Annotated in this window: 17 protein-coding genes; 7 read left to right on the top strand and 10 right to left on the bottom strand. The window is 63.1% G+C overall.

The window, feature by feature from the left end:
* The first annotated feature begins 69 nt into the window (after window positions 1–69).
* The 6 genes from IGS60_RS18305 (at window position 70) to IGS60_RS18330 (ending at window position 11,163) form a co-directional block, all read left to right on the top strand.
* Window positions 70–1,680 (top strand): ShlB/FhaC/HecB family hemolysin secretion/activation protein, encoded by a 1,611-nt coding sequence (locus IGS60_RS18305; RefSeq protein ID WP_230505758.1) that lies wholly within the window; start codon window positions 70–72, stop codon window positions 1,678–1,680.
* A gap of 16 nt (window positions 1,681–1,696) precedes the next feature.
* A complete protein-coding gene (locus IGS60_RS18310; RefSeq protein WP_230505759.1) occupies window positions 1,697–6,787 on the top strand; it encodes an S-layer family protein in 5,091 nt (1,696 codons plus the stop codon).
* 7 nt (window positions 6,788–6,794) lie between these two features.
* On the top strand, window positions 6,795–7,514 hold the full coding sequence (locus IGS60_RS18315; RefSeq protein ID WP_306798498.1) for a FecR family protein: 720 nt from the start codon (window positions 6,795–6,797) through the stop codon (window positions 7,512–7,514).
* A 72-nt stretch (window positions 7,515–7,586) separates the two neighbouring features.
* Window positions 7,587–9,992 (top strand): heavy metal translocating P-type ATPase, encoded by a 2,406-nt coding sequence (locus IGS60_RS18320; protein ID WP_230505760.1) that lies wholly within the window; start codon window positions 7,587–7,589, stop codon window positions 9,990–9,992.
* Between the two features lies 1 nt (window position 9,993).
* A complete protein-coding gene (gene cueR / locus IGS60_RS18325) occupies window positions 9,994–10,413 on the top strand; it encodes a Cu(I)-responsive transcriptional regulator (RefSeq protein WP_070219126.1) in 420 nt (139 codons plus the stop codon).
* A gap of 21 nt (window positions 10,414–10,434) precedes the next feature.
* On the top strand, window positions 10,435–11,163 hold the full coding sequence (locus tag IGS60_RS18330; RefSeq protein ID WP_205602270.1) for a glutathione S-transferase: 729 nt from the start codon (window positions 10,435–10,437) through the stop codon (window positions 11,161–11,163).
* 47 nt (window positions 11,164–11,210) lie between these two features.
* Here IGS60_RS18330 and IGS60_RS18335 read toward each other — a convergent pair whose 3' ends face one another.
* The 3 genes from IGS60_RS18335 to yidD all read right to left on the bottom strand — a co-directional run bounded on the left by IGS60_RS18335 (window position 11,211) and on the right by yidD (window position 13,359).
* Complete coding sequence (locus IGS60_RS18335) at window positions 11,211–11,411, bottom strand: heavy-metal-associated domain-containing protein (RefSeq protein WP_070219128.1); 201 nt, start codon at window positions 11,409–11,411, stop codon at window positions 11,211–11,213.
* Window positions 11,412–11,493: 82 nt separating this feature from the next.
* On the bottom strand, window positions 11,494–12,435 hold the full coding sequence (locus IGS60_RS18340; protein ID WP_230505761.1) for a bestrophin family protein: 942 nt from the start codon (window positions 12,433–12,435) through the stop codon (window positions 11,494–11,496).
* Between the two features lie 255 nt (window positions 12,436–12,690).
* The gene (gene yidD / locus IGS60_RS18345) at window positions 12,691–13,359 is read right to left on the bottom strand and encodes a membrane protein insertion efficiency factor YidD (protein WP_230505762.1); all 669 of its coding nucleotides are present in this window, start codon (window positions 13,357–13,359) and stop codon (window positions 12,691–12,693) included.
* Window positions 13,360–13,409: 50 nt separating this feature from the next.
* Here yidD and IGS60_RS18350 point away from each other — a divergent pair, with 50 nt between their 5' ends.
* Window positions 13,410–14,777, top strand: a complete 1,368-nt coding sequence (locus IGS60_RS18350) for an NAD-dependent succinate-semialdehyde dehydrogenase (RefSeq protein ID WP_230505763.1) — start codon at window positions 13,410–13,412, stop codon at window positions 14,775–14,777.
* Window positions 14,778–14,801: 24 nt separating this feature from the next.
* Here the strand turns inward: IGS60_RS18350 and IGS60_RS18355 are convergent, their stop codons facing one another.
* The 7 genes from IGS60_RS18355 to IGS60_RS18385 form a co-directional block, all read right to left on the bottom strand.
* Window positions 14,802–15,476, bottom strand: coding sequence for a site-2 protease family protein (locus IGS60_RS18355; RefSeq protein ID WP_230505764.1), 675 nt, complete (start codon window positions 15,474–15,476; stop codon window positions 14,802–14,804).
* A 136-nt stretch (window positions 15,477–15,612) separates the two neighbouring features.
* On the bottom strand, window positions 15,613–17,424 hold the full coding sequence (locus tag IGS60_RS18360) for a PhoH family protein (protein ID WP_230505765.1): 1,812 nt from the start codon (window positions 17,422–17,424) through the stop codon (window positions 15,613–15,615).
* A 289-nt stretch (window positions 17,425–17,713) separates the two neighbouring features.
* Window positions 17,714–18,184 (bottom strand): peroxiredoxin, encoded by a 471-nt coding sequence (locus IGS60_RS18365; protein WP_034750445.1) that lies wholly within the window; start codon window positions 18,182–18,184, stop codon window positions 17,714–17,716.
* A gap of 75 nt (window positions 18,185–18,259) precedes the next feature.
* Window positions 18,260–19,219 carry a polysaccharide deacetylase family protein gene (locus tag IGS60_RS18370; protein WP_070219135.1) on the bottom strand — a complete coding sequence of 320 codons (960 nt, stop codon included), beginning with the start codon at window positions 19,217–19,219 and terminating at the stop codon, window positions 18,260–18,262.
* A complete protein-coding gene (locus tag IGS60_RS18375; protein ID WP_070290550.1) occupies window positions 19,219–20,271 on the bottom strand; it encodes a bifunctional UDP-4-keto-pentose/UDP-xylose synthase in 1,053 nt (350 codons plus the stop codon). The genes IGS60_RS18370 and IGS60_RS18375 overlap by 1 nt, the downstream gene beginning before the upstream one ends.
* A gap of 21 nt (window positions 20,272–20,292) precedes the next feature.
* Complete coding sequence (locus IGS60_RS18380; protein WP_230505766.1) at window positions 20,293–21,210, bottom strand: formyltransferase; 918 nt, start codon at window positions 21,208–21,210, stop codon at window positions 20,293–20,295.
* On the bottom strand, window positions 21,210–22,205 hold the full coding sequence (locus IGS60_RS18385; RefSeq protein WP_099410120.1) for a glycosyltransferase: 996 nt from the start codon (window positions 22,203–22,205) through the stop codon (window positions 21,210–21,212). The genes IGS60_RS18380 and IGS60_RS18385 overlap by 1 nt, the downstream gene beginning before the upstream one ends.
* Between the last annotated feature and the right edge of the window lie 5 nt (window positions 22,206–22,210).

The following is a 22,210-nucleotide window of genomic DNA, read 5'->3' on the forward strand; positions in this document are numbered from 1 at the left end:
CAATCCATTGCCGGACATGCTGGCGCCTGCGGGCCGCGCGCTTGTCCGGTTACACAAGAAATCCTTCACATGACATATCGTTTGGTGCACCTGCTTGCGGGTTCCGCGCTGCTGTTCGCCGTCGGCGCCGCCGGCGCCGCTGTTTCCATGGATGACGCCGCGCCTGCCACGCAGGGCGACGGCGTGCCGCGCTTCGAGATCCGCCGCTTCGACGTCCAGGGCAATACCCTGCTCACGCCCGCGCAAGTGCAGGCCCTGCTGGCGCCCTACACGGGAGCGCAGCGCGATTTTTCCGACATCGCGCGCGCCGTCGAGGCGCTGGAGGGGGCTTACCGCGAGCGCGGTTACAGCGCCGTGCAGGTCCAATTGCCCGAGCAGGAACTGGAGCGCGGCGTGGTGCGCCTGAGCGTGCTGCAAACGCCGCTGGGCAAGCTTGCCATCGGCGGCAATACGCATGTGGACGAAGCCAACGTGCGACGCGCCTTGCCGTCTCTTCGCGAAGGCGAGACGCCGAACTTGCCGGCGCTGTCGCAAAGCCTGAGGCTGGCCAATGAAAACCCGGCGCGCAAGATCGAAGTGCGGCTGCAAGCCGATGAACCGTCGGGCGCCATCGACGCCATCGTCACGGTGGCCGATGAAAAGCCCTGGAAAGCCATGCTCAACGTGGACAATACGGGCAATGCGCAAACGGGCAAGACGCACGTGGGTGTGGTGCTGCAGCATGCGAATCTGTTCGGCCTCGATCATGTCGCCAGCCTGCAATACACGAGCAGCCTGGAAAAGCCGGACAAGGTGGGCGTGTATGGCGCCGGCTACCACTTGCCGCTGTATGCGCTGGGCGACTCGATGGATTTTTTTGCCAGCTATTCGAACGTCGATTCGGGCAGTGTCTCGGCCGGCATTTTCGACCTGGCCGTCAGCGGCCAGGGCAGCATGGCCGGCATCCGCTACAACCAGAACTTTGCCCGCAGCGGCGATTTCGAACCCAAGCTCGTGTACGGCATCGACTACAAGGCTTACCGCAACAGCGTGCAGCTGTTCGGCATGGAACTGGGCGCCGACGTCACCGTGCATCCGCTCAGCGTCAGCTATATCGGCAACTGGACCTTGCCCACGGGCGAGACCAGCGTGGCGGTCACCTTCGCGCACAATATCCCTGGCGGCAAGCACGGCGCGCAAGCCGATTTCGACCGCGTGCGCGCGCACGCCAAGGCGGCCTACAACACGGTGCGCCTGAGCGCCAGTGCGGGACGCATGCTGGCCGGCGACTGGCAATGGCGCGCGCTCGCCAACGCGCAGATCACGCCCGACGCGCTGGTGCCGGGCGAGCAGTTCGGCGCCGGCGGCGCCGCGTCCGTGCGCGGCTTTGCCGAGCGCGAGGTATCGAACGATTCGGGCGTCAACCTGAACCTGGAACTGTACACGCCGAACTGGTGCGGCCAGGCGCTCGCTTACCAGTGCCGCGCGCTGGCGTTCTATGACACGGCCTGGCTGCGCCGCAACCATGCGCTGCCCGGCGAAAGCGCGTCGCAAGGCATCAGCAGCGGCGGCCTCGGCCTGCGTTTGCTGCTGAGCCGCTACGCCAATCTGCAACTCGATTACGCCCATGTCGTCAATGGCGGCGACACGGGACAGCGGGGCGCCAACCGCCTGCATTTCCGCCTCGCCTTGGCCTACTAGCATCAGGATGAACACCATGCACAACCACGTCCAGCACGCCTCCGCTTTCATCCTGACGCCCGCCTTTTCATTACCGCTTGCGCCGCCCTTGCGCCGCACGGCGCTGGCACTGCTGCTGGCCGGCTGTTTCGGCGCCGCGCAGGCCAACCCCGCCTTGCCGCAGGTGGTCAACGGACAGGCCACGTTCAGCCAGCAGGGCAACATCTTTTCGATCACGAACACGCCCAACACCATCATCAACTGGCAGAGTTTTTCCATCCATGCGGGCGAAATCACGCGCTTCATCCAGCAAAGCGGCAATAGCGCCGTACTGAACCGCATTACGGGACAAGACCCCAGCAAGATCCTGGGCGCGCTCGAATCGAACGGCAAGGTCTTCCTGATCAACCCGAACGGCATCGTTTTCGGCCAGGGGGCGAAAGTGGACGTGAACGGGCTGGTCGCCTCCAGCCTGGGCATGACGAATGAGGATTTCCTGGCCGGCAAGCGCCAGTTCACGGCCGGCGGCGTGGCCGGCGGCGTCAGCAATGCGGGCATGATTAACGCGGGCAAGGGCGGGCAAGTGCTGCTGATCGCGCCGAACGTGGAAAACACGGGCATCATCACGGCGCCCAATGGCGAAGTGATCCTGGCGGCCGGGCGCAGCGTGCAGCTGGCCGACCCCGGCAATCCGCAATTGCGCGTACTGGTGTCTGCGCCGGCCGACCAGGCGCTGAACCTGGGCCAGATCATCGCCCAGGGCGGCAGCATCGGCATGGCCGGCGCGCTGGTCAGCCAGCGCGGCGTGCTCAACGCCAACAGCGCCGTCGTCGGCGAGAACGGCAGGATCGTGCTCAAGGCCAGCGGCAAGGCGCTGCTCGAAGCGGGCAGCGTCACCAGCGCCGCGGGCGCGGCCGGCACGGGCGGCCAGATTCAAGTGCTGGGCGAGCAAGTGGGTTTGCTGGGCAATGCAAAGGTCGACGCCAGCGGCGCGACTGGCGGCGGCACGGTCTTGCTGGGCGGTGATTACCAGGGCAAGAACGCGGCCGTGCACAATGCGCGGCAAGTACTCGTCGGCAAGGATGCCAGCGTCAATGCCGATGCGATTGTCAGCGGCAACGGCGGCAAGGTCATCGCCTGGGGCAATGAATCGGCCCAGGTGCACGGCAGCATTTCCGCGCGCGGCGGCGCGCAAGGCGGCGACGGCGGCTTCGTGGAAACGTCCGGCCATTACCTGGCCGTCGACGGCATCCGCGTCAATACCAGCGCGGCGCGCGGCAAGCGCGGCAACTGGCTGCTCGATCCGTATGATATCGACGTGGTGCAGGGACCGGGCGGCAACCTTGCCAATGTCGATCAGTTCAGCGATATGCCGTCGACCGGCAGCACCAGCATCGGCGCCGATACGATCTCCGGCGCCACCAGCGACGTCACCTTGCAAGCCCTGCATCGCATCAATTTCAGCAGTTCGGTGAACATGCTCAATTCCGGCGTCAGCCTGACGGCGCAGGCGGGCGAAACCATCAATGTCTACGCCGCCATCACCACCAACGGCGGCAATGTGACCCTGTCGGCGAATGACCCTGCTAGCACCAGCGGCAACTATGGCCCGGGATCGAACGTCAATCTGAACGCGGCCATTACCAGCAACGGCGGCAACATTTCGCTATCGGGCGCCAGCATCGAGGGCGCCGCCGCGGTCCATGTCGGCAACGGCAATCTGAGCTTGCGCGCGAATGACGCGCTGGGCGGCATCAATCTGTCGGGCGGCGCCGGCCAGCTTGCTGGCAACGGCATCGCCGGCCAGACGGTGACCCTGCAGGCCGACAATATTACCGTTGCCGGCGGCATCGACGTCGGCGGCACGGCGGGCGGCGCAAATGTCATCATCAAGCCCCTGAGCAGTGCGCGCAGCATCGACCTGGGCACCAAATCGGGTACGGCCCTCAGTTTGAACGCGGTTGAGCTGGCCGGCATCTCGGCCGCGTCGCTGACCATCGGCGACGGCACGAACACGGGCGGCTTGCGGATATCGGATGCGCTTGCCAGGAGCGGCGATCTGCACCTCAATTCCGGTTCCGCCATCACGGCCACGGGCGCCGTGACGGTGGGCGGCAGCTTTGTGCTCGACGGCGGCGCCTGGGTGCAAAACGCGGCGGCCCTGCCAGGATTTAGCGCTAGAAACTTCACCATCGGCAGCGGCGCCAGTTTCCTGCGCGTGGCCGGCGGCGACGGTGCCGCCACACCTTATCTGCTCGCCGATATCTATGGCTTGCAAGGCATCGCCAGCCTCGGTCTGGGCAACAGCTATCGCCTGGCCGGCAATATCGACGCCAGCGGCACGGCGAACTGGAACGATGGCCAGGGCTTTGTGCCGATCGCCGGCAGCGGCAGCGGTTTTTCCGGCGTGTTCGATGGCGGCGGATTTACGCTCAGCAATTTGAAAATCGACCGCAGCCTGGTGCCTGGCCTGGCGGCAGGCCTGTTTGGCACGGTGCAGGGCGGCACCTTGCGCAACCTGACCCTGAGCGGCGGCAGCGTCACCGGCAGGGCGAACGTGGGCGCGCTGGCGGGCGAGGTCGTCAGCGGCACTATATCCGGCGTGAACAGCGGCGTCGCCGTCAGCGGCCAGCGCAATGTGGGCGGCCTGGTGGGCAGCAACGGCGGCGCCATCACGCTGTCGGCCAGCAGCGGCGCCGTCACCGGCGTCAATGCCGACAACGGCGGCGCCATCGGCGGCCTGGCGGGATCGAATGCGTCCGGCGCCAGCATCGCGACTTCGTACGCCACCGGCGTGGTGACGGGCGCGCGCGAGATGATCGGCGGCCTGGTCGGCAACAACCAGGGCGCGCTGAGCCAGTCTTATGCCACCGGCAATGTCAGCGGCGCGCGCAGCATCGGCGGCCTCGTGGGATTGAACGGCGGCAGCATCGACGATGCATATGCCAGCGGCGCCGTGGGCCGGGCCGTTACCGCCGATCCCATCCTGTCCATGGAAAACATGGGCGGGCTGGTCGGTGAAAGCACGGGCAGCGTCAGCCATGTCTTCAGCAGCGGCGCCGTGAGCGGCGACGGCTACGCGTCCGTGGGCGCGGTGGCCGGCCGCGTGTCCGCCGGTTCCCCGTTCAGCTATGGTTTTTTCAATTATGAAACATCGCTGGTGCAGACCGGTGGCGGCGGCTCCAGCGGCCGCAGCACGGCGCAGATGCGGCAGCAGGGCAGCTTCGGCGACTACAATTTCAGCAGCGTGTGGCGCATTTACGAAGGCTACACGACGCCGATGCTGAAGGCTTTCCTCAAGCCGCTGCAAGTGAACCTCGCGGGCAATGCCACGGGCAAGGTCTACGATGGCCAGCTGGCCGCCTTCCTCGGTTCGATCGCCTATGTGGGATTGATCGACGGCGACACGGGCGTGAATGGCAGCCTCGGTTACGGCAGCAACGCGCGCAACGTGGGCAGCTATGCGGCGACGGGCCTGTGGTCGACCAAGTACGACATCACCATGGGCGGCACGACGACTTTCGCCATCACGCCGCGCACCCTCAACGTGCAATTTAACGGCGTCAACAAGGTCTATGACGGCACGACGGGCGCCGCGCTCGGTTTTGGCGATGACCGGGTTGCCGGTGACCGCCTGGACCTGTCGGCCTTGGCCAGCTTCAGCGACAAGAATGCGGGCGCGGGCAAGACGGTATTCGTGACGAACCTGAGCCTGGGCGGCGCCGATGCGGGTAATTACCTGCTGACCTCGACGGGCGGCACGACGCAGGCGACGATTGCGCAAAAACAATTGTCGACCTGGGTAGGCAGCGGCAGCGGCTTTTGGAGCGATGCGGCCAATTGGGACGGCGGCGTGGTGCCGGAAGGCGCGAACGTGCTGGCTGTCGACTTTAGCAACAGCAAGGGCATCGTGACCTACAGCGCGGCGGCCGGCAACACCATCCTGAAAAACCTGACGGCGTCCGCAGGCTTACTGCTGACGGGCGGCAGCCTGACCCTCGGTGACAAGGCGCCGGATAGTTCCCTGCTGGCCAGCCTGGAAGTCAACGGCGGCAGCCTGTTGCTGAACGGCAGCCTGTCGGCGGATCGTTACGTGCAAGGCGGCGGCGTGTTGAGCGGCAATGGCAACTTGCTCGTCGCCAACAGCTTTAATCAGACTGCCGGCGCCATCCGGCTGGCGGGCCAGCTGGCCATCACGCAAGTGGCTGGCGACTTGCGCTTCGCCAGCCTGGCGGCCAACGATGTGCAGCTGAGCGCCTTGAACGGCGCCATCGGCCAGGACGGTGCGGTGCTCGCCAGCAGCCTGACCGCGCAGGCGCGCGACGGCATCGTGCTGAGTAATGCGGGCAATCAGGTCAGCAGTTTTAGCGCCAGCAATCGTGCCGGGGGCGGCATTGCGCTGAACAATACCTCGGCGCCGGGCGCCTTGGCGCTCGGAACGCTGACCACTGGCGCGGGCAATATCGCCATCGACAATACGGGCGGCGTCACGGCTGGCAATATCGATGCCAATGGCGGCAACGTCAGCGTGACGGCGCACAGCCCCGTTACCGTCAACGGCAGGATCGCGGGCAATGACATCGCGCTCAATGCCGGCACGGACGTACTGCTGGGCGATGGCGCGCAACTGGTAGCGGCGCGCGACATCAGCCTGGCGGCGGGACGCGACATCAGTATCAAGGGCAACTCCCGCGTAGCCAGCGGCGGCAATTTTACCGCCAGCGCAGAAGGCAATGTGCTGTTTGCGGACACGGCAAGTTTCACTTTGCCGGCCGCTGCCAGCATGAGCGTGCTGGCGAAAACGGGCAGCATCACGGGCACGCAGGGCGTGCGCATCAATCGCCAGCGCACCAGCGTCGGCTTGCAGGCGCCGAATGGCACGGTAAGCATGGCGGACGCCATTTTCCTGCCCGTCACGACCGTCGAACAGCCCGTGATCATCAACTTCATCATCAATAACACATTGAACGTCATCAAGCAGGCCGACTATGCCAACGTCCCGCTCGTTTCCAAACTGCCGGCCAAGCCTGCTGACAAGGTACCGGACGACAAGGATGTTACCGCCTCCGCAGGTGACTCAACAGGACTTACAAAAAATGAATCTGTTAAAAAAATGTACTGCAATTAAGGCTTTCTTGTGGCTGGCCTTGATGTGCGTGGGCGCGCATGCCTGGGCCGGCCAGGTGGCCGGTACCGTCATGCAATTGAGTGGTCCGCTGATGGCGAAGAAGGCCGATGGCAAGGTGAAGATCCTGGCCATCAAGTCGGAAGTCGAGCAGGGCGACACCTTGCTGACGGAAAAGGAGACCTATGCCTTGATCAAGCTGATCGACAATAGCGAAATCACCTTGAAACCGAATACCAGTTTTGTGATCGAGCAATTCAGCTATACGGCCGAGCAGCCCGATGGCGACCATGCCGTCTTCAGCCTGCTCAAGGGGGGCTTGCGTTCCGTTACGGGCTTGCTGGGCAAGCGCAACAAGGAGCGCTTCGAGATGAAGACGCCAGCCGCCACCATCGGCATTCGCGGCACGACGTTCATTGCCACCGTCGTCCCGCCTGCGACGCCGTCGTTGCCGGGACCGGGACCGGTCCGCGTAAGCCAGCCGCTGGCGCCGGGTCTGTATGTGCAGGTGCTCGATGGCCTGATTCATGTGAGCAATCCTGCCGGGTCGCAAGTTTTTTCTGCCGGGCAATTTGGTTTTACGCCCAACTTCAGGCAGCCGCCGGTGGTGGTGCCCGTCAATCCCGGCATCAAGTTCATGCCGCCGTCTGCGTTCAATTCCAGCATCGGCCAGACCGCCAGCAATGGCACGTCGGGCAAGTCGAACATTATCGACTGCGAAGTACGCTGATTTTCGCTTGACCTTCCCATCATGGTAGGGACGATCCTGTAGACATCACCTCTTATCTACAGGATCAGCGCCATGCAGCCAGCTTCCCCTTATTTGCAATCGTTCACGGTCGAAGGCATGACCTGCGCCTCGTGCGTGGGCCGCGTGGAAAAAGCCCTGGCCGCCGTGCCGGGCGTGACCCAGGCCAGCGTCAACCTTGCCACCGAAGTGGCCAAAATCAGTTCCGACACGCCGATTCCCCTGGCCGCTTTGCAGGCCGCCGTGGAAAAGGCCGGCTACACGGTGGCGCAGCGCGAGATCGATCTGAACATCGCCGGCATGACGTGCGCCTCGTGCGTGGGCCGGGTGGAAAAAGCCCTGCTGAAAGTGCCGGGCGTGCTGGCCGCCAGCGTCAACCTGGCCACGGAAAGCGCGCGCATCAAGGTCACGGGCGGCACCGATGCCGCCACCCTGATCGCCGCCATCGACAAGGCCGGCTACGAGGCCAAGGCTCCTGCCGCCAGCCAGGCCAGCGCGCCCGCAGTGGCCCCCAACCGCGACGGCATGAAAGTGGCGTTCGCGGCCGTGCTGGCCTTCCCTCTGATGCTGCCCATGCTGCTCGAGTGGGGCGGTATCCATTTGATGCTGCCCGGCTGGATGCAATTCGCGCTGGCCACGCCCGTGCAGTTTTACTTTGGCGCGCGTTTCTACAAGGCGGGCTGGAAGGCGGCCCGTGCCGGCAGCGGCAATATGGATTTGCTGGTGGCGCTGGGCACGAGCGCCGCGTATGGCTTGTCCGTCTATCAATGGCTGACGGCGGGCGAGATGCTGCCGCATTTGTACTTTGAAGCATCGGCCGTCGTCATCACCCTCGTGCTGCTGGGCAAATGGCTGGAAAGCCGCGCCAAGCGCCAGACGGCTTCGGCCATCCGCGCGCTGCAAGTCTTGCGTCCGGAGTCGGCCCGCGTGCGCCGCGACGGCGTCGAGATCGACTTGCCCGTGGAACAGGTGAAAGTGGGCGACCTGGTGGTGATACGCCCCGGTGAACGGGTGGCCGTCGATGGCGTGGTGGTGGAAGGCGCCAGCCAGATCAACGAATCGCTGATCACGGGTGAAAGCTTGCCGGTCGATAAGCATCCGGGCGACAAGGTGACGGGCGGCGCCATCAATGCCGATGGTTTGTTGCTGGTACGTACCCAGGCCGTGGGCGGCGAGACGACCTTGTCGCGCATCATCCGCCTGGTGGAAGACGCGCAGGCCGCCAAGGCGCCGATCCAGCACCTGGTCGACAAGGTCAGCGCCATCTTCGTGCCCGTGGTGCTGCTGCTGGCGCTGCTGACCATGCTGGGCTGGTGGTTCGCCACCGGCGAGCTGGAGAACGCCATCATCAATGCAGTGGCCGTGCTGGTCATCGCCTGCCCATGCGCGCTGGGCCTGGCCACGCCGACGGCCATCATGGCCGGTACGGGCGTGGCTGCCCGTTACGGCATCCTGATCAAGGATGCGGAAGCGCTGGAAGTGGCGCACGCCGTCAATACCGTCGTGTTCGACAAGACGGGCACCTTGACTATCGGCAAGCCCGCCCTGGCAGCTCTGCATGCGCACGGCATCGACGATGCCCGGCTGCTGCAGCTGGCGGCCAGCATCCAGCGCGGCAGCGAACACAGCCTGGCTACTGCCGTGCTGGATGCGGCCAGCGCGCGCCACATCGAACCCTTGCCGGCCACGGCTCTGGCGGCCTTGCCGGGCCGCGGCCTGGCGGCGCATGTCGACGGCCTGGACCTGAAACTGGGCAGCACGCGCCTGATGCAGGAGTTAAACGTGGACATGGAACCGCTGGCGGCACAAGCCTTGTCGCTGGAAAACACGGGTAATACGATCTCGTGGCTGGCTTCGGGATCGGAGCTGCTGGGCCTGTTCGCCTTCAGCGACCAGGTCAAGCCGAATGCGCAGGCGGCTATTGCCCATTTGCACAGCCTGGGCATCCGCACGGTGATGTTGACCGGGGATAACCAGGGCAGCGCCGACGCCGTCGGCAAGCTGCTGGGCATCGACACGGTGGCGGCGAAAATGCTGCCGGCCGATAAAACCGCTAAAATTGTTGCGCTGAAAGGCGAGGGCGCGAAGGTGGCCATGGTGGGCGACGGCATCAACGATGCGCCCGCGCTGGCCGCTGCCGACGTGGGCATCGCCATGTCGACGGGCACGGACGTGGCCATGCATGCGGCCGGCATCACGCTGATGCGCGGCGATCCGGCCCTGGTGGCGGACGCCATCGATATCTCGCGCCGCACCTACAGCAAGATACGGCAGAATCTGTTCTGGGCCTTCATTTACAACCTGATCGGCATTCCGCTGGCCGCCTTCGGCTTGCTCAACCCCATGGTGGCGGGCGCGGCGATGGCCTTCAGTTCCGTCAGCGTGATCAGCAATGCCCTGTTGCTGCGCCGCTGGAAAGCCCGCAGTCATGCAGGCAGCGCGCATACCAAGGAGTCATAGGATGAATATCGGCCAGGCAGCCAGTGAAACGGGCGTATCGGCAAAAATGATACGCTACTACGAGAGTATTTCATTGTTAAAACCCAGCGCGCGCAGCGACGCCGGCTACCGCATCTACACGCCGAACGACTTGCACGCCTTGCGCTTCATCAAGCGCGGGCGGGGGCTGGGTTTTTCGCTGGAGCAGATCCGCGAGCTGCTGTCGCTGTGGCAAAACGACCAGCGCGCCAGCGCTGACGTGAAAGGCATCGCCCTGGCCCACGTCGCCGAGCTCGACAAGCGCATCGCCGAACTGACGGAAATGCGCGACACGCTGGCTCACCTGGCGCAGTCGTGCCATGGCGATGACAAGCCCGATTGCCCCATCCTGCAAAGCCTGGGGCTGGCCAGCGACACGGAAGCGAAGGCTTGCTGCCATTGAGTTAAATCAACGGAGGTGCGTATGGCGTATGAACTGTATTACTGGCCCACGATACAGGGACGCGGCGAATTCATCCGCCTGGCCCTGGAAGAGGCGGGCGCCGACTACCGCGACATCGCCCGTTTACCTGAACGCAAGGGGCAAGGCGTTCCCGCCATGCTGGCCTGCCTCGATGGCGGTGCTACGCCACAGGCCGCCTACGCACCGCCCGTGCTGCGCGACGGCGACATGCTGATCGGCCAGACGACGAATATCCTCTTGTATCTGGGCCGGCGCTTGGGCCTGGCACCGCGCGCGGAAAGCGGCCGTTTATGGCTGAACCAGCTGCAACTGACCATGGCCGACTGGCTGACGGAAGTGCACGACACGCATCACCCGCTGTCGATGAATCAATATTATGAGGAACAGAAACAGGCGGCCATGCTGCGCAGCGCGGATTTCCGCGAAACACGGCTGCCGAAATTCCTCGATTATTTTACCCAGGTCCTGCTGAATAATCGCAGCCGGGGCCAGTATCTGGTGGGCGCAAAGCTCACGTATGGCGACCTGTCGCTGTTCCAGATGCTGGCCGGCTTGCGTTATGCGTTTCCGCAAGCCATGGCGCGCCTGGCACCCGAATATCCGTTCCTGTCCGAGCTGCACGATATGGTGGCGGCGCGGCCGAACATCGCCCGCTACCTGCAGTCGAAGCGCAGAATTGCATTCAATGAGGAAGGCATCTTCCGCCACTATCCCGAGCTGGACGGATAAAAAAACAGCCGGCGCAAAGGCCGGCTGTCGTAATGCTGTTGTGGCTGTTACTGCGCGCTGGTAACGGGGTAGCCCGCCTCCACGATGGCGGCGCTGATGGCGCCCAGTTCGGCGGGTGATTCCACCGTGACGCGCTTGCTGGCCAGGTCGATCTGCACCTGGGCTTGCGGATCGATGGCCTGCACCGCTTTCGTGACCGAGCCGACGCAATGGCCGCAGCTCATGTTTTCAACTTGTAACTGATACATGGCAAGCACTCCTTGAATGATTAGGTACGTTCACTGTAATCCTTGCCCCGGTGGGAAGGTCAAGGGGAAGCTGGCGTGCGCATTAATTCAGCAGGAAATCGTCCGCTTGCATGGGCGGCGGCACGTTCTCGTCCTGCACGGATTCGCGCAAGCTGATTTCGATGGCGCGGCACATGGCCGACAGCGGCAGGTCGTTGGCGTCTTCGCCGAACGGCTCCTCGATCTCGTCGCCCAGGGCATCGAGGCCAAAGAAAGTGTAGGCAACGATGGCGACGACGAACGGCGTCATGAAGCCTAGCGAATCGACGAGGCCGAACGGCAGCAGGAAGCAGTACAGATAGGCTGTGCGGTGCAGCAACAGCGAATACGAAAACGGAATCGGCGTGCTGCGGATGCGTTCGCACGACGCGCCCGCCGCTACCATGGCCGAAACCGTGTTATCGATCTGTGCGGTGAGGATGCTGTCGATGCGGCCTTGCCGGACGCAGTCGGCCAGGTCGTGGCCCATCTGCAGCATCAGGTAGTCCGATGGATTCGATGCCTGGCAAGCCGCTTCCCATTCGGCTGGACGCAGCAGCGGCTGCAAGTCGGCCGGTCCGCGCGTGTCGCGCAGCTGGTGGCGCAGGGCGTGGCAAAAGGCGATGGTGCGGTAAATCATGCGCACGCGCACGTCATCGAGGCCCAGCCTCGCGTGGGCCGGCGTGTTGCCGCGTATCATGGTCTGGCACTGGCGCGAGAAATTACGGCTGCGCAAGACCAGTTCGCCCCACAGCTTGCGCGCTTCCCAGTAGCGGTCATAGGCGGCCGTGTTGCGAAAGCCCAGGAAGATGGCCAGCGGCAAGCCGATCAGCGTAAACGGGATGGTGGTCAAGATCACCTTGTGGTCGAACAAGGTGCCGTGGCACCAGGTGACGAGGGTGGCGATCAGGGTATTGACGATGAGCGTGGTGCGGATGCGCGGCAGGACGGAGCCGCGCACCACGAGGAACAGCCTTAGCGCCGAAGGACGCTCGCGCACGATCATGCTGCGCTCCTTGCTGGAGGCTGGGCTGGCGGGGAACGGCGGGCCCGGTAATCGGTAAAAGAGGAAAGATGCAGTGGCAATGGCCGGGAACAAAAAGCCCGCGATGTATGCGGGCTGAGCAGGGTGTGCATGGGAAGCAGTGTAGGGGAGACGGTTTAAGTATAGGCCGCCGATCCGTTTCCAGCCAATTCACAGTGATAATGGGTATTATTCATTTCATGAATGAATATTTCATTTGTAAGTTATTGTGTGAATTTAGCTATCCGATTCCTGTCGCTGCCTGATCTTCTTGCGGTGTTCTTCCTGCTGCCGTTTCAGTGCGGCACTGGCCGTATAGCCGTTGCGGAACCACGCCGGGTTCTTGCCGCGGCCCGGCCGGGAGCAGTCAGCCAGGCTGGCCACGTCGGCGCAGTCGCAAGCGCAGTCCAGCAGAGGTACGTCGCAGTCGCAAAATCCCGCCTGGGCCTGGCGGCGCGCACTGCGCCGCGTCTGCGGATGCAGCGCCAGGTATCGGCGATGGCGTTCGCCGCAGGCGCGCAGACGCCGTTGCAGCAGCGCCAGTCCGGCGCGCAAGCCGTGACGCGCGATGACCTTGTAGCCATAGGCGGAGCAGCTGTCGCGCCCCGTCAGCACGCGGTAGGCGCAGCGAAATCCTTTCCAGGGAGATAGATGGCGCTGGTAGACGCGGATCGCCCACAGGACCAGGTGCTTGCCGCAGGTGTCGAAGGTGAAAATATTGCTTCCTTTGCCGTTTGCCTTGCGGCACTGACTCGAGCATACGACAGGTCTGCAAAAAAGAATAGCGGCAAGCCCGCATGCATGGGACACGTGGCAAAGAGAGATAGGCCGGTGCTCGCCATGCCGCCTGCGGCCATTCGCCGCTATGTTCGCGTGCGTACTGTCGCGCGGCGCGTCCGCCAGCATACTGTCCAGCTACCCCACGCACTCCCGGGGGCCAAGACCAAGGAAACCAGATGAGCTATCAGACCACGAATCCCTACAGCGAACAGATCGAGCAGACCTTCACGCCGCATAGCGATGCGCAAATGGACAGTATGCTGGCCCAGGCAGCCGCGACTTTCGAGGGCGACTGGCGCCAGCGCAGCTTTGCCGAGCGCAAGCTAGTCGTCAAGAAAGCGGCCATGCTGCTGAAGGAACAAGGCGATGCCTTCGCCAAATTGATCACCATGGAAATGGGCAAGCTGTTCAAGGAAGCGCGGCAGGAAGTGTCGCTGTGCGTGAAAATCCTCGACTACTACGCGGATAATGCTGAGCAATTCCTTGCGCCCAAACAACTTGACGTCAAGCGCGGCGAGGCCAGCGTGGAAATCGCGCCGCTGGGCGTGATCTTCTGCGTCGAGCCGTGGAATTTCCCGTATTACCAGCTGGCCAGGGTTGCGGGTCCGAATTTGATGGCGGGCAATACCCTGGTAGTGAAACACGCGTCGAACGTGCCCCAGTGCGCACTGGCCTTTGAAAAACTGTTCCTTGACGCGGGCGCGCCGGCAGGCGCCTACAGCAACGCATTCTTGTCCAGCGAGCAAGTGGCCACCGCCATTGCCGACCCGCGCGTGCAGGGCGTGGCGCTGACGGGCAGCGAGCGCGCCGGCGCCTCCGTGGCGGCCACGGCCGGCAAGGCCCTGAAGAAAACCACGATGGAACTGGGCGGCAGCGATGCCTTCATCGTCCTGGACGACGCCGACATGGACCTGGCCGTCAAGCTGGCCGTCATCGGCCGCATCCAGAATGCGGGCCAGGTGTGCGACGGCTCGAAACGCTTTATCCTGCTCGACAGCATTGCCGATACCTTTGTCGAGCGCTTCCAGGCCGAACTGGCCAAGCTGCAGCCAGGCGACCCGATGGATCCCGCCACGACCCTGGCGCCGCTGTCGAGCAAATCGGCGCTGGAGCTGGCCGTCAAGCAAGTTGGCCAGGCCGTGGAAGGCGGCGCGAAAGTGCTGCTGGGCGGCAAGCGCATCGAGCGTGCCGGCTACTTCATGGCGCCGACCATTCTCACCGAAGTCACGCCTGGCAATCCCGTCTACTACCAGGAATTCTTTGCCCCCGTCGCCATGATTTTCCGCGTCAAGGATGACGACGCGGCGATCGCCCTGGCCAACGATTCTCCCTTCGGCCTCGGTGGCACCATCATCACGGCAGACGTCGCGCGCGGCAAACGCATGGCCAGCCGCATCGACACGGGCATGGTATTCATCAACTCGCCCGCCGTCACGGCGCCTGAACTGCCATTTGGCGGCGTGAAACATTCGGGTTACGGCCGCGAATTGTCCGACCTGGGCATCATGGAATTCGTCAACCGCAAGCTGGTGCTGGTCGGCTGACCGGGCGACCTTGGGGGCGTTTCCTTACGCCCCCAGCGCCTGCCAGCCATACCAGCCGAACGCCGCTGCCCACGCCAGCAAGATCGCCAGCCCCGGCAGCAACAGCCATTTTGCTGCCGTCTCTTCCCACGTCACATACGGCTTGCCGCCGCGCGCGATGGCCAGCAGCGCCTGGCCCCCATTCAGACCGGCAAACGGCAGCAGATTAAAGGCGCACAGTTTCAGCGAGAACAGGGCGAACACCAGTGCAAAACCATGCGTGCGGGCAAATGTTTCCCCTGCACCCAGCAATTCCTGCGCCTTCGACAACGGCGCCAGCGCGCCAGCGACGATGTGCCCGAAGGCGGCGATAAAGCGCTCCCAGCCCGAGGCTCCCATGATGCCCAGTGACAAGGCCAGCAGCACGGCCACGCCGCTCAATGGCAGCAGCGCCTGCTTCCACAGCGGCTGGAAGTTGTAGGCGTCAAGGCAGGGATCGTCGTCATACAAGGTTTCCTCACGCGTATCTTTCAGCACCAGATTGCCGGCCAGCGGCAGCAGCTTGACGCGCACTTTGCCCCAGGTCAGCAGGGTGGGACCGACGCCATAGCTGATGCTGCGCACCGTGATGCCGAACAGCCTGGCGCAGGCCGCCATGACGGAAATGTGGAGGAGCATGAAAACGATGAAGCAGAGCAGCAACTGCAGGGCGGGAGGCATCGGCAAGGTGTCCAGAAAGAAGGAGCGGTATTAGAACATGCCGCAGGAAATAGTCGCGCACATGAAAAAAGCCCCGCCTGCATCGCTGCAGCCGGGGCTTCGAATGACTGGGGCAGCTGACGCCGCCCGCTATAACTTACAGCACTTCGCTGGCGTGGTCGGCCAGGCGCGAACGCTCGCCGCGGGCCAGGGTGACGTGGCCGCTGTGGGTCCAGCCCTTGAAGCGGTCGACCACGTAGGTCAGGCCGCTCGAGCCTTCCGTCAGGTACGGCGTGTCGATCTGGGCGATGTTGCCCAGGCACAGGATCTTCGTGCCGGGACCGGCGCGCGTGACCAGGGTCTTGACCTGTTTTGGCGTCAAGTTTTGCGCTTCATCGATGATGAGGAACTTGTTGACGAAGGTGCGGCCGCGCATGAAGTTGAGCGACTTGATCTTGATGCGCGAGCGGATCAGGTCTTGCGTTGCCGCACGGCCCCATTCGCCGCCATCGGAGTCGGACTTGTTCAGCACTTCCAGGTTGTCGTCGAAGGCGCCCATCCATGGCGACATCTTTTCTTCTTCCGTGCCTGGCAGGAAACCGATGTCTTCGCCGACGGGCACCGTCACGCGGGTGACGATGATTTCATTGTAGAGCTTGGTTTCCAGCACTTGCGCCAGGCCGGCGGCCAGGGCCAGCAGGGTCTTGCCGGTACCGGCCTGACCCAGCAGGGTGACGAAATCGCATTCCGGATTCATCAGCAGGTTCAACGCGAAGTTCTGCTCGCGGTTGCGCGCCGTGACGCCCCACACATTGTTCTTCGTGTGGCTGAAGTCGCGCAGGGTTTGCAGCACGGCCGTCTTGCCGTTGATCTGCTTCACCTGGCCGTAGAACGGCGTTTCGCCGTTTTTCGGTTCCAGGTAGATGAACTGGTTGACCAGCAGCGATGGAATGAACGGGCCCGTCACGCGGTAGAAGGTGGAACTGTAGCCGTTCTTGCTTTCCTGCCACGATTCCATGTCCTTGCCGTGCTTGTTCCAGAAGTCGTCCGGCAATTGCACGATGCCCGAGTACAGCAAGTCCGTGTCTTCCAGCACATGGTCGTTGAAGTAATCTTCGGCCGGCAAGCCCAGGGCGCGCGCCTTGATGCGCATGTTGATGTCTTTCGACACCAGCACGACGGGGCGGCCTTCCTGTTCCGACTCGAGCGAACGCACGACGGCCAGGATCTGGTTGTCGGCCTTGCCCACTGGCAAGCCTACCGGCAGGTCGGCGCTTTGCAAACGCGTCTGGAAGAACAGACGGCCCTTGGCGTCCTTGTTGCCCAGCTTGGACAGCAGGATGCCGTGTTCGATGGCGTCGTCATCCGTGTTGCTGATCAGGGCATCGAGCGTGCGCGACACCTGGCGCGCATTGCGGGCCACTTCCGTCATGCCCTTTTTGTGGTTGTCCAGCTCTTCCAGGGTCATCATCGGCAGGTACACATCGTGTTCCTCGAAGCGGAACAGCGACGATGGATCGTGCATCAGCACGTTCGTGTCGAGCACGAACAGCTTGCTGATGCCGCGCTGATCGGCGGCGCGGCTGGCGGACGACTTGAGCTGCACTTCCACAGGCTTATGCTTGGCCGGATGCGGCTGCTCTGCCTGCTTGACGGGCTTGATCGGCGTGACCTTGCCTTTTGCCGCCGGCTTGGCTTTCGCTGCAGGCGCGGCAACGGCGGCAGGCGCGGCCGCAACCGGTGCGGGCGCAGGAGCCGGCTTGGCGACCATCAGGGCCGCCACTTGCTTGATCTTCGTGGCCGCATTGCGGACCGGTTTGGCAACTTCGGCGATCGCCGCTTCAATGATCGGTGCAGCCACTTTCTTGGCTGCCGGGGTTTTGGTGGCCGGGCGCGCTGCGCCTGCGGTTGGGTAATCTTGGGTGGCCAGGATGGTGGCTGGCTTGCTCGGTAATTTTGGCAGTGGCATCAGGATCTCAATCAAAAAATTTCTGGAATGAATCGCCCATGGGCAGCCAGCTTCTGGCGGCACTTCTCATGGGGTGGATGCGGGGGAACAACAATGCTACAGGACGAATAACTGCCGGGAGGCCGGCAGCATGGCCGGTCATGGACGCCATCGGCGGGCTGCAGGCCCGTCTGGCGGAGTGGATGGAGGCGCTTCGTTGACTCAAAATGGCGATAGGTACCGTGAACTGAACTGCGGTTGAACCAGGCTTGCTGGAAGCCGACAACGCGCATTGGATCAAAATGAACGATCAATTCAGATGCGCTACGAATTCCAGCACTTCTTCCACGTGAGTTGCGACCTTCACGCCTCTCCATTCTTTCACCAATCGGCCTTGGGCGTCAATCACAAACGTACTGCGCTCGACGCCGCGTACGGTCTTGCCGTACATCTGTTTCATCTTCATGACGTTAAACAGCAGGCAAACGGCTTCGTCCGGGTCGGAAATGAGCTCGAACGGCAGTTCCAGCTTGGCTTTGAAGCTTTCGTGCGAGCGCAGGGAATCGCGGCTGATGCCGTAGATTTCCACGCCGGCGGCGACAAATTGCGGATACGCGTCACGGAAGGCGATGTTTTCAGTGGTGCAGCCAGGGGTGTTGTCCTTCGGATAGAAAAACAGTACCGTGGCCTTGGCCGGGCGGCCCAGCAACTGAAAGGTCTTGCCGCTGGTCATGGCGGCACTAAAGTCGGGTATGCTAACGAGGGATTGGCTATCAGCCACAGGTTCTCTCCTGAACGGTGATCATCAGCGCTGGTTTTTAATCTGGCAACGCATCCAGGTGCAACAATACAGCATTCAGGCCGCTTTGCCCTGCACAATCAGGCGTCCCGAACGCCCGGGCAACTCATCCCAGGTGATGGGGCAAATTGGCAAGTCCGCATCTTTTATCTTTTCATAATAATCGCCCATCGCCGCAAACTGGTAGCCCTGGGCTTTCCAGCCAGTCAGCAGTTGTTCGAAAATGGGGGCGAGTTTCTGTCCTTCAAGTTCCGCATGCAAGGTATACACATGATCGCGCGGGTTGTCCGCCGTCAGTGACAGGATATGCGCGGCAACATTGCCGGTGGTGATCAGCTTGCCGTCGATTTCGCAGCCCAGCAGTTCGTCCAGGGTGGGCAGGGTGGTGGGCAATTGCACGCAGCGCAGGATGGTGTTGCCATTGCGCACGCGGTGCGGGCCATTGCCCGGATGCACCATTGCGCCGCGCGCGTCGAGCATGGCGCGGCCATCGGAGGCAAAGCGGTAGCCGGCCGTGTCGTGCTCGACAAAGGCGCTGACATTCATTTGCCAGCCGGCCGCGCCGTGCGTGTGCGGCTTGCTGCCGAACACCTGTTCGTAGCGGTTGGCGGCCTTGCGCATCATGGTAATGGTCCAGGCGGCGTTGCGCTTGGCCACATTGTCTTGCCACAGGGTGTGATCCCAGGTGTGGATGCCGCACTCGAAACCGGCATCGCGCACGGCGCGCAATTGCGCCGCGCACTGCTTGCCGATATCGGGTCCCGGCAGCAAGGTGCCGTACATCAATGTTTTCAAGCCGTAGTGCTCGACCACCGACGTGCGCGACACCTTGCTGAAAAAGCCGGGCCGCAAGGCGCGCCGCAGGGCCCAGCCCGTGTGGTCGGGGCCCAGCGAGAACAGAAAGGTGGCCTTGGCTTGGTGCGCGGCCAGCATGCGCACCAGATTGCCCATGCCTTCACGGGTGCCGCGATAGGTATCGACGTCGATTTTCAGGGTCAGGAACGGCTTGCTCAACATTAATCCATCAAGGCTTTGGCTTGGGCTACCTGGCTGCGGTAGGCGTCGAAAATATTGCGCAGGGAATCGGCCATGGTGGTGGTCGGCGCCCAGCCCAGCTCTTCGCAGGTATTCGTGATTTTCGGCACGCGGTTCTGCACGTCCTGGTAGCCGGCGCCGTAGTAGGCGCCCGAAGTCGTTTCCACGATTTTCACGTGTTTCGCGCCTTCGGCGTATTCCGGGTATTCGGCAGCCAGGGTCAGCATCATGCCGGCCAGGTCGCGGATCGAATAGTTATTGGTCGGATTGCCAATGTTGTAGATCTTGCCGCTGGCGATGCCGTTCTTGTTGGCGATGATGCGGATCAGCGCATCGATACCGTCGTCGATATAGGTGAACGCGCGTTTCTGCGCGCCGCCGTCGACCAGCGAGATGTTTTCGCCTCGCACGATGTGGCCGAAGAATTGCGTCACCACGCGCGAGGAACCTTCTTTTGGCGTGTGGATCGAGTCCAGGCCCGCGCCGATCCAGTTGAATGGACGGAACAGGGTGAAGTTCAAGCCTTCCATGCCGTAGCCCCAGATCACGCGGTCCATCAGCTGCTTGGCGTTCGAATAGATCCAGCGCGGCTTGTTGATTGGGCCGCAGATCAGTTCCGAGTTTTCCGGATCGAATTCCTCGTCATGGCACATGCCGTACACTTCCGAGGTCGACGGGAAGACCAGGTGCTTGCCGTACTTGGCGGCCGAGCGCACGATAGGCAGGTTGGCTTCGAAGTCCAGTTCGAAGACGCGCAGCGGCTGCTTGACGTAGGTCGACGGCGTGGCGATGGCCACCAGCGGCAGGATCACGTCGCATTTCTTGACGTGGTACTCGACCCATTCCTTGTTGATCGTGATGTCGCCTTCGAAGAAATGCATGCGCGACTTGTAGTTGTCATCTTCCAGCAATTCCGTGATGCGGTCCGTGTTCATGTCCATGCCGTAGACATGCCAGTCGGTGGTTTCCAGGATGCGCTTGGACAGGTGGTGGCCGATGAAGCCGTTGACGCCTAAGATGAGGACTTTTTTCATGTGAGATTCTCTTGAGTGATATCAGTGTGTGCTGACGCGGGCGGTCAGACTTGCTTGCAATTGCTGAGCCGAAATCGGCTCCCCGGCAGCCCTCAGCGCGGAAATGGCCAGCATGCGGCCGTCTCCGCAGACGCCAAAGATGCAATTATCCACTACCGCCAAGCCCGCTGGCAAACTTCCTGCTGAATGCTTGCTTAAACGGGCTTTTTCGATGGTGTAAACGACATTGTTGACTTCGGTGAACGCGCCAGGATACGGGGGCGCGACGGCCCGGTGCAGGTTATACACCTGCTGCGCGGGTAACTTCCAGTCGATGCGGCCGTCTTCCGGCGTGCGGCCGCCAAAGTAGCCGCCCTGGCGTAAATCGTTGAGCTGGCGCGGCGCCGTGCCGTCCAGCAAGGCTGGTAGCACGTTCCACAAGGTTTGCTCCGCCGCCACCGTGACCTTGCCGAACACTTCGAACGCCGTGTCGTCGGGCAGGATGGGTACGGCCGTTTGCGCGACGATGGCGCCGGCATCGGGCTTGACCGTCATTTCATGCAAGGTGGCGCCCGTTTGCGGGGCGCCATGCAGCACGGCCCAGTTGACGGGCGCGCGGCCGCGGAACTGCGGCAGCAGCGAGCCGTGCATATTGTAGGCGGGCGCGACTTCCAGGATGCTGGCCGGCAGCATGTGGCGGTAGTAAAAGCTGAACAGCATGTCCGGCCTGGCCGCCTGCACCTGCGCCAGCAGCTCGGGCGCGCGCGCGTCCGCAGGCGTGATGTACGGGATGCCTTCGGCCTGGCACAGGCTGGCGACGGATTCGAACCACAGGTTTTCCGTGGGGCTGTCTTCGTGCGTGACGACGAGGGCAATATCGACGCCGCCGGCCAGCAGCACCTTGATGCAGCGCACGCCCACATTGTGGTAGCCGAAGACGACGGCGCGCGGGGCGCCCATCAGCGGCTCACCTGGCGCTTTTCCAGGCGCACGTACGATGGCGCCTCGGCTTCCGCCTGGACCATACCATCCTGCAAGATGGTTTGCACCACATAGCGGGGACGGGCGCGCACTTGCTGGAAGATGCGTCCCACGTATTCGCCCACCAGGCCGATGCCGAACAGGATCACGCCCATGAAGAAGAAGGCGATGGCGAACAGGGTGAACACGCCTTCGGCCTCCGCGCCCAGCAGGAAGCGGCGTACCAGCAGGAAGATCACCAGCAGCGCCGAGCCCAACGACATCGCCATGCCCAGCATGGAAAAGATTTGCAGGGGAATCAGCGAAAAGCCCGTGACGAGGTCGAAATTGAGGCGGATCAGGCTGTACAGCGAATATTTCGACTCGCCGGCGGCGCGTTCCTCGTGCTCGACGGTGATTTCCGTGGGCTTGCGGGCGAACGTGTAGGCGAGGGCGGGCACGAAGGTGTTGACTTCGGCGCACTGGTTGACCAGGTCGATCACATTGCGGCCGTACGCGCGCAGCATGTTGCCCTGGTCCGTGATCTTGATGTTGGTGATGCGTTCGCGCAGGCGGTTCATCATCTTCGAGGCCAGGGTGCGCCAGGCGGAATCTTGCCGCTTGCGCCGGATCGAGCCCACGTAATCGTAACCTTCGCGCATCTTCGCCACCAGGTTGCCGATTTCTTCGGGCGGGTTCTGCAGGTCGGCGTCGAGCGTGACCATGATCTGCCCGCGCGAGGCTTCAAAGCCGGCCAGGATGGCCATGTGCTGGCCATAATTGCCGTTGAATAAGATCACGCGCGTGACGTCGGGGCGCTGGCGGAACTGTTCCGCCAGGATGGCCACCGAGTTGTCGCGGCTGCCATCGTTGATGAAGATGATCTCGTAGCTCGTCTGCAAGGCATCGAGGGCCGGATACAGGCGGGCGAACAGGCTGGCCAGGCCATCCTGCTCGTTGTAGATCGGAATGATTACGGACAGTTCAGGTTTCATCGGCG

Origin of the sequence: Janthinobacterium sp. FW305-128, assembly GCF_020858135.1 — a bacterium.
In the GTDB taxonomy this organism is placed as follows: domain Bacteria; phylum Pseudomonadota; class Gammaproteobacteria; order Burkholderiales; family Burkholderiaceae_D; genus Janthinobacterium.

Coding starts and splice junctions, on each gene's coding strand:
- IGS60_RS18335 (WP_070219128.1), bottom strand. CDS start 11,411: ATGTATCAGTTACAAGTTGAAAACATGAGCTGCGGCCATTGCGTCGGC.
- IGS60_RS18360 (WP_230505765.1), bottom strand. CDS start 17,424: ATGCCACTGCCAAAATTACCGAGCAAGCCAGCCACCATCCTGGCCACC.
- IGS60_RS18305 (WP_230505758.1), top strand. CDS start 70: ATGACATATCGTTTGGTGCACCTGCTTGCGGGTTCCGCGCTGCTGTTC.
- IGS60_RS18320 (WP_230505760.1), top strand. CDS start 7,587: ATGCAGCCAGCTTCCCCTTATTTGCAATCGTTCACGGTCGAAGGCATG.
- cueR (WP_070219126.1), top strand. CDS start 9,994: ATGAATATCGGCCAGGCAGCCAGTGAAACGGGCGTATCGGCAAAAATG.
- IGS60_RS18310 (WP_230505759.1), top strand. CDS start 1,697: ATGCACAACCACGTCCAGCACGCCTCCGCTTTCATCCTGACGCCCGCC.
- IGS60_RS18350 (WP_230505763.1), top strand. CDS start 13,410: ATGAGCTATCAGACCACGAATCCCTACAGCGAACAGATCGAGCAGACC.
- IGS60_RS18330 (WP_205602270.1), top strand. CDS start 10,435: ATGGCGTATGAACTGTATTACTGGCCCACGATACAGGGACGCGGCGAA.
- IGS60_RS18340 (WP_230505761.1), bottom strand. CDS start 12,435: ATGATCGTGCGCGAGCGTCCTTCGGCGCTAAGGCTGTTCCTCGTGGTG.
- IGS60_RS18355 (WP_230505764.1), bottom strand. CDS start 15,476: ATGCCTCCCGCCCTGCAGTTGCTGCTCTGCTTCATCGTTTTCATGCTC.
- IGS60_RS18375 (WP_070290550.1), bottom strand. CDS start 20,271: ATGAAAAAAGTCCTCATCTTAGGCGTCAACGGCTTCATCGGCCACCAC.
- IGS60_RS18385 (WP_099410120.1), bottom strand. CDS start 22,205: ATGAAACCTGAACTGTCCGTAATCATTCCGATCTACAACGAGCAGGAT.
- yidD (WP_230505762.1), bottom strand. CDS start 13,359: ATGCTGGCGGACGCGCCGCGCGACAGTACGCACGCGAACATAGCGGCG.
- IGS60_RS18370 (WP_070219135.1), bottom strand. CDS start 19,219: ATGTTGAGCAAGCCGTTCCTGACCCTGAAAATCGACGTCGATACCTAT.
- IGS60_RS18380 (WP_230505766.1), bottom strand. CDS start 21,210: ATGGGCGCCCCGCGCGCCGTCGTCTTCGGCTACCACAATGTGGGCGTG.